The organism is Gordonibacter sp. (genome assembly GCF_036667095.1).
GTDB lineage: Bacteria > Actinomycetota > Coriobacteriia > Coriobacteriales > Eggerthellaceae > Gordonibacter.
Window position 1 is genome coordinate 1 of record NZ_JAVWUP010000090.1, and the last position, 10540, is coordinate 10540.

Sequence of the window (10540 nt, forward strand, 5' to 3'; positions counted from 1 at the left end):
GTCGCATAAGTCGCATAAGTCGGCCGATGCTTTCCGCTATTTTTCTGACAGGGGTTTATCAAACGCTGAACAAGCCTTATCATGTGATATAGCTTGAGTGATACGTACCCCATAGGGTATTTCATATAGACAATTCCATATGATTAGCCGTATTGTGTGCCATCGCTCATGCCCGGTTCTATACGAACCGGCATTTTTATGTAAACGAGCTCTTTGAACACAACGAACAGAAACCAAACGAAAGGGGGAGACATGCCCGAAATCATCTGGTTGGTCATTGGCGCCGCTGTTGGCATTGCCCTTGGCTTCGTGGTTACCCGGTTCCTGGTCAACGCGTCTACGAAACGCGCGGCCCAGGAAGCAGAAACCGTGCTAGTCGATGCAAAACGCCAGGCAGAGACGCTACGCCGCGAGGCAATCGTCGAAGCTAAGGATGAAGCGCTGAAACTCCAGCAAGAAGCTCAGACCGAGAGCAAAGAACGCATGCGCGAGGTTCGCACGGTCGAAAACCGCATTTCACAACGCGAGGAGTCGCTTGACCGCCGTGTCGAGTCGCTCGATGCACGCGAGCATCAGATCTCGTCTATGCAAGGCCAGCTCGAGCGCCGCGAACGCGACATCGACGAAGCTGCCCAGGAAGTCAATTACCGCCTCGAACGTGCTGCCGGTATGACGCCGGAGGAGGCCAAGGCCGAACTGCTCGACACGCTCAAAGACGAGGTTGTCCACGAGTCGGCAGCCATCATCCGCGATGCCGAGGCCCGCACGAAGGCCGAGGCCGACAAGAAGGCCCGCTCGATCCTCAGCCTTGCTATCCAGCGTGTGGCGGCCGATCATTCGGCCGAGAACACGGTCAGCGCCATCCATATCCCATCCGACGACCTCAAAGGCCGTATCATCGGGCGCGAAGGCCGCAACATCCGCTCGTTCGAACAGCTCACCGGTACAAACCTCATCATCGACGACACCCCGGAGTGCGTGACTATCTCGTGCTTCGACCCGGTACGCCGCGAAATCGGCCGCGTGACCATGGAAAACCTCGTTGCTGACGGACGCATTCATCCGGCCCGTATCGAGGAGATGTTTGGCAAGGCCGAGGCGTTCGTGAACCAGCGCGTCCAAGAGGCGGGCGAGCAGGCTTCGTTCGATACCGGCATTCACGATCTGCATCCCGAGATCGTGCATACGCTAGGCCGCCTGCGCTACCGCACGTCGTATGGCCAAAACGTGCTGAACCATTCACTTGAGGTTGCTTACCTGTCCGGCGTTATGGCTGCGGAACTGGGCCTCGACCCTATTCCGGCCAAACGTGCCGGCTTGTTGCACGACCTGGGTAAAGCTGTTGACCACGAGGTCGAGGGCAGCCACGCGGTCATCGGCGCCGACCTGGCACGTCGTTTCGGGGAGCGAGCCGAGATCGTGCATGCTATCGAGGCGCACCATAACGACGTGGAGCCCTCTAGCGTGCTGGCCGTGCTCGTGCAGGCAGCCGATGCCGTTTCCGCTGCCCGTCCGGGTGCGCGCAAGGAGACCCTTGATGCCTATATCAAGCGCCTCGAAAAACTCGAGGAGATCGCGAACTCCTACAAGGGCGTCGAGCGTACCTACGCCATCCAGGCAGGCCGCGAAGTGCGTGTCATGGTTGAGCCCGAAGTGGTCGACGAGGCCGCGACGACGGTGCTCGCCCATGATATTGCGCATCGCATCGAGAACGAGATGCAGTATCCCGGCCAGGTAAAGGTCGTGGTTATCCGCGAGAGCCGCGCGGTCGGTGTCGCAAAGTAATATGTCCGACGAGTCGCTCGAGCAATTCGTCGGATCGGTATGCGGCGAAAGCCATCTCCGGGTTGAGGCTGACCTCGGGGATGGCTTCGTCCGTTTAAGGAGTGCCGAGGCCGAGCGGCGTCAAGCTGCCCATGATATCCGCTCGACGGAAGACGTGGTTATCGAGATGCTGCGCAACGCACGAGATGCCCATGCTAAGAGCATTTTCCTCGCTGTTTCGCGTGAGGGGGCTTTGCGCCGCATCGTTATGGTCGACGACGGCGATGGCGTGCCGCCCTTGATGCACGACCGCATCTTCGAGCCCCGCGTCACTTCCAAGCTCGATACTATGCACTTCGATAAATGGGGCGTCCATGGGCGCGGCATGGCTCTGTACTCCATTGCCGTAAATGCCGAGATTGCCCAGATCGTGGCCTCTGACTCCGGCAAGGGGTCTTCTATCTTGATAGAGACCGACCTCGGGAAACTCGGTGAGAAGGCCGATCAATCCAGCTTCCCCGTGTTCGAGCTCACGCAAGGCGGCACCGTGTCGGTACGCGGGCCCAAGAACATTCTGCGCACGGTATGCGAGTTCGCACTGGAAAGTCGCCATGGCTGCTCGGTGTATCTGGGCTCGGCAACTGATATCGTGGCCACGCTCTATGCTTTCGGCTTATCTTCGCTTACCGCCTCGGCCAGGGTGTTTGGAAAAGCTGAGGAGATGCCCGTATGCAAGCGCCTGTCGCTGGCGGCGGATCCCGCCGCACTCGCTGATGCTGCGGGACTCTTGGGCCTACTGTTGTCCGAGCGGTCGGCTCGGCGTATTCTCGATGGCGAGATAGCGCCGGTGCCCCCCTTGCTCGATCGCATCCGCATCGAGGGGGGCGAAGCACCGTCTGAAAAACCCCCTTTGCGTTCGTCGCGGGCTAGCTCTGATGCGCGCGGTCTCAAGGTGGCGCCCGACGATCTCGACGACTTCACCGACCGTATAGCCGCCGCTTATCGCGACCTCGCGCGGCGCTACTATCTCGAGCCGGATGTGCAGCCCACTGTCCAGGTGGGCAAGGATGGCATACGCATTTCCATCCCAGTGAGCAAGCTTCGTTAGCGCTGCTTTGCGAGCATCCGCACCCAGATGCATCGACGGCGGCGGCCCCCTGCCTATATCTCCTATATCCGCAGGTTGCGCGCCATACCGTTAATGGCTAGAATAACTAGTGCGTCGTGTTTGCGGTGCAAAGAGCATCGATGGCGCATATTGAACGAATAAAACGCACCAGCACCGGACTACAACGACGAAGGATATGCATGACCGCATCTGAGCACAAGCCGGACGTCGGCTGCCTGAAAGTATCGTCCAAATCATCGCCCGCATCCGTGGCTGGCGCAATTGCCGGCATGGTGAAGGACGGCGTCAGCGTTGATATCCAATCCGTGGGTGCCGGCGCGGTGAACCAGGCTGTCAAAGCCATCGCTATTTCGCGCGGATTCTTATCCCCGGTAGGCATCGAAATCACCTGCGTGCCCTCGTTTGCCGATATCGTTATCGATGGCGAGTACCGTACAGCCATCCGCTTTTCTATCGAGCCTCGTTACACACGTGGCGTTGCGGTGACTCAAATCGCTGCAGAACCGCAACCTTCTACGACCGAACCCCTGTCCTAAGGGAGCGCTATGCATTCTCATACCCCTTTTACGAACCTTGCGTTCTGTGTCCGTACGTTCGGATGCCAGATGAACAAGCACGATTCCGAGCGCATCTGCGGCATGCTCGAAGGATTGGGCGCCTTGCCTGTCGAGAGCATCGAGGAAGCTGATATCGTCGTGTTCATGACCTGCTGCGTGCGCGAGGCCGCCGACACCCGCCTGTACGGGCAGGTCGCCTCTTTGAAGAACCTGCCCTTGCGTGACGGCACGCCGCTGTCCAAGCGCATCGTGGCCGTAGGAGGCTGCATCGGGCAGCGCGACGGGGAAAAACTGGCCGAAGAGCTGCGCCATCTTGATGTCGTGTTCGGAACCCACAACCTGGGATCTTTGCCTCATCTGCTGGAAGCCGTCCTTGAGGAAGGTGGCCATCAGGTCGAGGTACTGGATGCCTCGACGTCTCTTTCCACCGAGCTCCCCACAACGCGCGAGCACGCATGGGCTGCATGGCTACCTATCGCGGTGGGCTGCAACAATTTCTGCTCCTACTGCATCGTTCCCTATGTGCGGGGTCGGGAGAAATCGCGTCCTTTGGAGGACATCGTCGCCGAAGCTGAGCGCTACGTGGCCGCAGGTGTGAAGGAGATCACGCTTCTCGGGCAAAACGTGAACTCCTATGGCCGCGATCTGTACGGAAACCCGCGTTTCGCCGCAGTGCTCGATGCCCTGGACCAGACGGGCATCGAGCGTCTGCGCTTCGCGACAAGCCATCCGAAGGATCTCACCGACGAGGTTATCGAGAAGTTCGCGTCGCTTCGCTCGCTCATGCCGTCGCTGCACCTACCCGTGCAGTCCGGCTCCGATGCGGTGCTGGCCGCCATGAACCGCCGCTATTCGCGCTCGCGCTATATGGAGCTGATTGCGAAGCTGCGCAGCGCGCTGCCCGACATCGCTCTTTCCACCGATATCATCGTCGGATTTCCCGGCGAGACCAAAAAGGATTTCGAGGACACGTATCGCCTGGTCGACGAGGTGGGGTACCATCAGGTGTTCACGTTTATCTACTCCAAGCGCGAAGGCACGCCGGCAGCACGGCTCGAAGATCCGACGCCGCGCGAGGTGGTACAGGAGCGCTTCGATCGCCTGGTCGATTTGGTGCAGGCCCGGGCCTTTGATGCCAACCAGCGCGACCTGAGTTCGACGATTGACGTTTTGGTGGAAGGCGGCTCGAAGCGCGATGCATTGCTGCTCAGCGGCAAGAGCCCGAAGAACCAGACGGTGCACGCCCCTCTGCCAACAGGTGTTTCGGCCGACGAGCTTGCAGGCTCTGTGGTAAAGGTGCGCATCGACGAGGCTAAGACGTGGTATCTGTCCGGAGAAGTCGTCGAAGGGCCGGAAGCGGGTATGGGAGCACTGACTGAGGCCGATAGGGAAGGACGAGGCCCTGCGGTTGCGGGTGGGGAAGCGTCGGTCGATGGACGCTGACGTTGTCTCTGCCGCCCTATTTCCCCTCGCTGCCCCTGTTGTCTGCGTCGTCGGACCGACGGCCTCAGGGAAGACCTCGCTTGCCCAAGAGCTTGCGCTTGCGCTCGATGGCGAGGTGGTAAGCGCCGACTCGATGCAGATATACCGAGGCATGGATATCGGCACGGGCAAGCTTCCCTGCAATGAGCGCCTGGTGCGCCATCATGGGTTCGATCTGGTAGATCCGGGCGAACCCTACTCTGCAGCCCTGTTCCAGGACTACGCACGTTCGTGTTTTTGTGCAATCGACGCACGAGGAAGGCGCTCGGTGCTCTGTGGCGGTACCGGCCTGTATGTCCGCGCGGCAATCGATGCCTACGAGTTCCCGGCTGGCGAGCAAAGAGGAAACGTCGTACGCGACCACTACGATACCCTTGCGCGCGAGCAGGGCGCAGATGCGCTCTGGAGCCTTCTGAAAACCCGCGATCCCGAAAGCGCCGCGCTGCTTCCCCCAGCCGATGTCAAGCGTGTCGTACGTGCCTTCGAGCTCCTGGAGGACGGCACCACGTATGCGGCGCAGCGCGCGAAGCTGGCAAGTATTCCGCAGTTGGTGCCCGCGATCTTCATTGGACTGGCAGTCGATCCCCTTGTTCTGAGAGCGCGTATCGACGCGCGGGTTGATGCTATGTTCGAAGCAGGTCTGGTCGACGAAGTAGAGCGTTTGCTGAAAGGCGGGTTCCGCAGCGGTATAACCGCCCCGCAGGCTATAGGGTACAAGGAGGTTGTGGCCGCGCTCGACGGAGAAACGTCGATGGACGAAGCGGCCCAGCGCATCAAAACAGCCACGCATCGCTATGCCAAGCGGCAGCGCACCTGGTTTCGCAAGGACATGCGCATCAACTGGATAGGTGCCGACTTTCCCGATGCCGCGTCTTTGACGGCTGAAGCCTTGGCTGCTGTTCGGAGTGCCGGGAAAAGAGAAGGGTAGTGTCGGGGCCACGACATGATGTGCGTAAAGAAAGCTTGTGCTACTATACGGGTATGCTGCTTTGGCTGCATACCCGTATAGTTTTCAGATAAGGAGCGAGTGCATGATGCCTTTAGCGTTTTTGTAACAGACGACGTTTTCTTGCAGCTCATGGCTGGCGACTAGCGCCGCCGCTGCACATGGCGCACGAGGGCACAAAAGTACCCTTGGCGTTCATTCGTTTGCATCTACGCGAAAGGAATCATTATGTCCGAATATGCCTCGGTCGTCACTCACGGACCTGCTACGAAAATCGAAGAACAGCGCGAACGTGCTGTATTGGTAGGCGTCGACCGACCGGGAGTTTCTTGGCCGCTTCCCTCGTCGCTGGCCGAACTCGAACGACTTGTCGACACAGCAGGAGCCGATGTCGTAGCCACGACTACGCAAAAACTCGATGCGCCGAACCCGCGGACGTTCGTGGGCAGCGGAAAAGCCGAGGAGATTGCACAGCTTGCCCGCGCGAATGCCGCCGATCTGGTCGTGTTCGACGACGAATTGACTCCTTCCCAGCAATCGAACCTCGAGAAGGTTGTAGGCAAAGAGGTCAAGGTTATCGACCGTACGGCCCTTATCTTGGATATCTTTGCCCTGCACGCCACCAGTAAGGAAGGGCGCCTGCAAGTAAGGCTTGCTCAGAGCCAGTATCTGCTGCCGCGTCTTCGGGGCATGTGGGCGCACCTCGCGTCGAACCGTATGGGCGGTGGCGTGGGTTCGCGGTTCGGCGAAGGCGAAAGCCAGCTTGAGGTCGACCGGCGCATGGTGCGCAAGCGCATTACGTCCATCAAGCGCGAGCTGGCGCATTTGGCGGACGTGCGGTCACTGCAGCGCGAAAGCCGCTATGCGAGCGGCATGTTCAAGGTTGCTCTTGCGGGTTATACGAACGCGGGAAAATCGAGCTTGCTTAACCGGTTAACCGATGCGGACGTACTCAGCTACGATCAGCTGTTCGCTACCCTCGATTCAACTACGCGCAAATTCGAGCTTCCAGAAGGCCGCGAGATAACTATTACCGATACGGTCGGATTTATCCAGAAGCTGCCTACCACGTTGATTGAGGCGTTCAAGTCGACACTCGACGAGATCACCGGCGCCGACTTGGTGCTACATGTGGTGGATGCCTCCTCCGACGAGCGCGAAGGGCAGATTGCTGCAGTAGAGGAGGTGCTCGGTCAGATCGGCGCCCAGGATATCGCGCGGGTTGAAGTGTTCAACAAATGCGACTTGCTGGATTCCGAACAGCTAGAGGCACTCAAAGCGCGCCATGCGCAAGCGGTGCTGGTTTCGGCGGCCACCGGAGCGGGGATCGAAAACCTCGTTGCACGTATTGCCCGAGTTGCTTCGGCGCGAGATGCCCATCTCGACGTGCTCATACCCTACCACCGCGGCGACCTGGTCTCCCTTGCGCACGAACGTTGCCATATCGTAAGCGAGGGCCACGAGGAGTCCGGCACGCATATCGTCATGCTCGCACCGCCTTCCTATGCAGGCCTGTTTCGCCCCTTCGCCGTCGAAGGCTGATGGCAAGAGAGCGACCTTAACAAGGAAGAGGGTGTTGCGGCGCGTACCTGGAAGCAACACACCTATGCAAAAGATGCACGGCCGGCAAAACCCTGAAATAGAGGCGATTGCGCATGAAGGGCCGTATCGGCAGCCGTGATAGCTGCCTATACGGTCCTTATGTTTGCTTATGCGACAGAAAGAGCTTCTTCCATAACTTCGATTGCCTCCACAAGTTCCGGTACAGCATGGCAATCATCTACCTGGAAGCAAAACAGAAGAGCAGCCTAACCGCGTCTCGCTTGCCCGTATAAGGCTAGAGGCGTCGAAACACCGCCACTACCTTGCCCGCAATGGAGCAGTCGCGCGTGATGATGGGGTCCATCGTCGAGTTTTCCGGCTGTAAGCGAATGTGGTCGGATTCTTTGTAGAAGCGCTTGACGGTGGCACCATCGTCAATGATGGCAACAACAATGTCGCCGTTATTCGCAACAGGCTGCTCCTTGACCACTACGTAATCGCCGTCGTTGATGCCGGCTTCAATCATGGAATCACCGCGTACCGAGAGCAAGAACGACGGAGCATCCCCCACGATATCGGTCGGCAAGGAGATCGTGTCGGTGATGTTTTCCTCAGCAAGAATAGGGGAGCCGGCAGCCACGTTCCCGACCAACGGAACGTTCACGACTTTATTGAAGCTAGGCTGGATGACGTTCGAAGGGCTTTCTGCCTCGCGGAGGGCATAGGCAAGTGCGATAGAGCGGGACTTCAGAGGATCGCGCTTGATCAAGCCCTTGTTCTCAAGCGCCTTGAGATGTACGTGCACGGTGGAGGGGGAGGACAGCCCGAGGCTTTGGCAAACCTCGCGCACCGTAGGACCGTAGCCCTTTTCGCGGATGCACTCCTCGATGCAGTCGAGCACCGCCTGTTGGCGTTTCGTCACTTTCTCGGGCATGCTCCGTCCTTTCTTAAATACGAACATATGTTTTAAAAACATATTGACATGAACCTTTGTTCGCTCTATTATATATGCGAACAAAGGTTCTACGCAAGAGCTAGGAGGCAGAAAGATGAAGAATTTCGATATGCAGTGCCCGGTCAGCGGTACGTCTGCTCTGCAGCCGGAATTCGAGCATGCGAGAGCGCATATCGGAACCATCATCGAGTTTCCCTCACATTACTCCTGTATCAGACGTACCGCATATGAGCGCTCGTCGTTCGGTATGCATGCTAAACCTGGTTATGCCGAAGCGATGAGAAACGACCGTCGAGGGTATTTGTTCGATCCCGAGATGACACGCAGCTTGCGCCATGGAAGCATCAGCGGAGTAGCGTATGGCCGCGTGAAGCCGTGGCAAGCCGCTCTGGTCGGCTGTGCGTTTTCGGCCTTCGCCTTTGCTAGCCTTCTTCTCGGCCTCTAACGGCCGTTGCCTAATCCACAGATGCTGCGTTTCTGTGGCTGCGGGGCGCCCCTGCCCACCCCAGGGGCGCTCGATCTTCCACGCGATTCCCTCGTTGTCTTCCCTATGCTAAACTCAGCGAGTAATCGCGTACGGCGAAGCGGTCTTTGGCTTGCTCCGTAGATGCGCATTCGCTTCAAACGGTTCTGGCAAATCCGTCCACTCAAAGGAGACAAGGAACATGAAGCAATAGCGAAAGCCTTCGGACACCCCCCATCTCGTTAGAATGTTACGCATCGGGTGCGCTTTCGTTATCGTATTCTCCTGTCTATCTGTCTATCTGTCTATCTGTCTATCTATCGCCGCTTTCTTTGATTTTGCTCGCGACAGCATGGTCGTACGGCCCGATGCCTCCCGAATGGAGGCTCTTTATGTCCATAACTGCGCACAAACTCTCTTATACCTACCCTGGTGCTGACTCTTCCGCACTCGACCAGGTGTCGCTCACCCTTGCTTCGGGCTGGACCGGGGTGATCAGGCCAAATGGAGCAGGGAAAAGCACTTTGTTGCAAATACTCTGCGGCCTCATCGAGCCGGAGGAGGGGAGTGTTTCGCCTCGCCTATACAGCTCGTTCTGCGCGTTGCTATAGGGAGGGTGCTGCTATAGCGAGCAGGGCGGAACAGGGGGGAGAGTTTCTTTCCTTCCCTTGCTTCGCCCTGCCAAGTGATAGCTGGCCGTAGTTTTTACATGAATAGCCGATGCTGATTGAACCACTATATCTGGTATGTTAGTCTGAACAAAATTCGAGCAAAGGAGCCTAAATGCGCTGTCCTGCCTGTGGCGACCCTGAATCCAAGGTCGTGGATTCGCGCCCTTCCGAAGACGATACGGCCATTCGCCGGCGTCGCGAATGCTTGAACTGCGGACGCCGCTTCACCACCTACGAACGTCTGGGAGACAACCCGCTCATCGTCGTTAAGACCGATGGCTCTTCGGAGGCATACGACCGACAAAAGCTCATGCGAGGACTGTTGACCGCTTGCGCTAAGCGCCCTATAGCCCCCGAGCAGATTGCGTCACTCATTGATGCCACCGAGACCGAGCTACGCAACGCGTCATGCAGCGAAATCAAATCAAAAGAATTGGGTGACCTGGTACTGGCAAAACTAGGAAGCCTTGATGAGGTGGCTTACGTTCGTTTCGCGAGCGTTTACAAAGACTTCCAAAATGTCGAAGAATTTGCTGTCGCACTCGAGGAGCTGCACTGATGGAGCGCTTGTCAGTACCCCTCAAGAACCTGGATCCAGAGCTTCCGGCGCCTCAGTGCGCCTATGCAGGCGACGGGGCTGTCGATCTGCGAGCGACTCGTGATGACATCCTGCAACCTTTCGAGCGCAAGCTTGTTCCCTGCGGCATCGCCGTGGCTATCCCTGTAGGATACGCAGGCTTCGTCCTGCCGCGCAGCGGGCTTGCTATCAAGCACGGCATCTCGCTGGTGAATGCCCCGGGGCTTATCGACAGCAACTATCGTGGCGAGATTCAAGCGGTGCTGGTAAATCTCGATCCCCATAAGCCGTTCGCTATCAAGCGTGGTGACCGCGTAGCCCAGTTGGCCATCATGTGTGTCGAAGAGGTTCATTTCGAGTCCTGCGAAATGCTTCCTGCAACCGAACGCGGTGAGGGTGGGTTCGGCAGCAGCGGGGTAGGTGACCGTTCTCTTTAGGACATTTCGATCAAGCT

Annotated in this window: 11 protein-coding genes; 10 read left to right on the forward strand and 1 reads right to left on the reverse strand. The window is 58.2% G+C overall.

What is annotated here, in order from left to right:
- Nucleotides 1-252 precede the first annotated feature (252 nt).
- The 6 genes from rny (at nt 253) to hflX (ending at nt 7420) form a co-directional block, all read left to right on the forward strand.
- Nucleotides 253-1785 (forward strand): ribonuclease Y, encoded by a 1533-nt coding sequence (gene rny / locus RR842_RS08890; RefSeq protein WP_332513657.1) that lies wholly within the window; start codon nt 253-255, stop codon nt 1783-1785.
- Complete coding sequence (locus RR842_RS08895; protein ID WP_332729521.1) at nt 1772-2872, forward strand: ATP-binding protein; 1101 nt, start codon at nt 1772-1774, stop codon at nt 2870-2872. The genes rny and RR842_RS08895 overlap by 14 nt, the downstream gene beginning before the upstream one ends.
- 200 nt (nt 2873-3072) lie before the next feature.
- A complete protein-coding gene (locus tag RR842_RS08900; RefSeq protein WP_332513661.1) occupies nt 3073-3429 on the forward strand; it encodes a stage V sporulation protein S in 357 nt (118 codons plus the stop codon).
- A gap of 9 nt (nt 3430-3438) precedes the next feature.
- Entirely contained in the window at nt 3439-4893 is a 1455-nt protein-coding gene (gene miaB, locus RR842_RS08905) for a tRNA (N6-isopentenyl adenosine(37)-C2)-methylthiotransferase MiaB (RefSeq protein ID WP_332513663.1), read from the forward strand.
- On the forward strand, nt 4883-5860 hold the full coding sequence (gene miaA, locus RR842_RS08910; RefSeq protein WP_332723024.1) for a tRNA (adenosine(37)-N6)-dimethylallyltransferase MiaA: 978 nt from the start codon (nt 4883-4885) through the stop codon (nt 5858-5860). Before miaB ends, miaA begins: the two co-directional genes overlap by 11 nt.
- A gap of 246 nt (nt 5861-6106) precedes the next feature.
- On the forward strand, nt 6107-7420 hold the full coding sequence (gene hflX / locus RR842_RS08915; RefSeq protein WP_332729523.1) for a GTPase HflX: 1314 nt from the start codon (nt 6107-6109) through the stop codon (nt 7418-7420).
- A 295-nt stretch (nt 7421-7715) separates the two neighbouring features.
- On the opposite strand, the gene lexA is transcribed toward hflX, so the two are convergent.
- Entirely contained in the window at nt 7716-8354 is a 639-nt protein-coding gene (lexA, locus tag RR842_RS08920; RefSeq protein WP_332513667.1) for a transcriptional repressor LexA, read from the reverse strand.
- A 115-nt stretch (nt 8355-8469) separates the two neighbouring features.
- On the opposite strand from lexA, the gene RR842_RS08925 reads away from it, so the two are divergent.
- From RR842_RS08925 to dut, 4 genes are all read left to right on the forward strand, one after another.
- A complete protein-coding gene (locus tag RR842_RS08925; protein WP_332729524.1) occupies nt 8470-8820 on the forward strand; it encodes a hypothetical protein in 351 nt (116 codons plus the stop codon).
- Nucleotides 8821-9230: 410 nt separating this feature from the next.
- Nucleotides 9231-9449 (forward strand): ATP-binding cassette domain-containing protein, encoded by a 219-nt coding sequence (locus RR842_RS08930; RefSeq protein ID WP_332553598.1) that lies wholly within the window; start codon nt 9231-9233, stop codon nt 9447-9449.
- Between the two features lie 172 nt (nt 9450-9621).
- Nucleotides 9622-10068 carry a transcriptional regulator NrdR gene (gene nrdR / locus RR842_RS08935; RefSeq protein ID WP_332513671.1) on the forward strand — a complete coding sequence of 149 codons (447 nt, stop codon included), beginning with the start codon at nt 9622-9624 and terminating at the stop codon, nt 10066-10068.
- Nucleotides 10068-10523, forward strand: a complete 456-nt coding sequence (dut, locus tag RR842_RS08940) for a dUTP diphosphatase (protein WP_332729526.1) — start codon at nt 10068-10070, stop codon at nt 10521-10523. The genes nrdR and dut overlap by 1 nt, the downstream gene beginning before the upstream one ends.
- Nucleotides 10524-10540 lie beyond the last annotated feature (17 nt).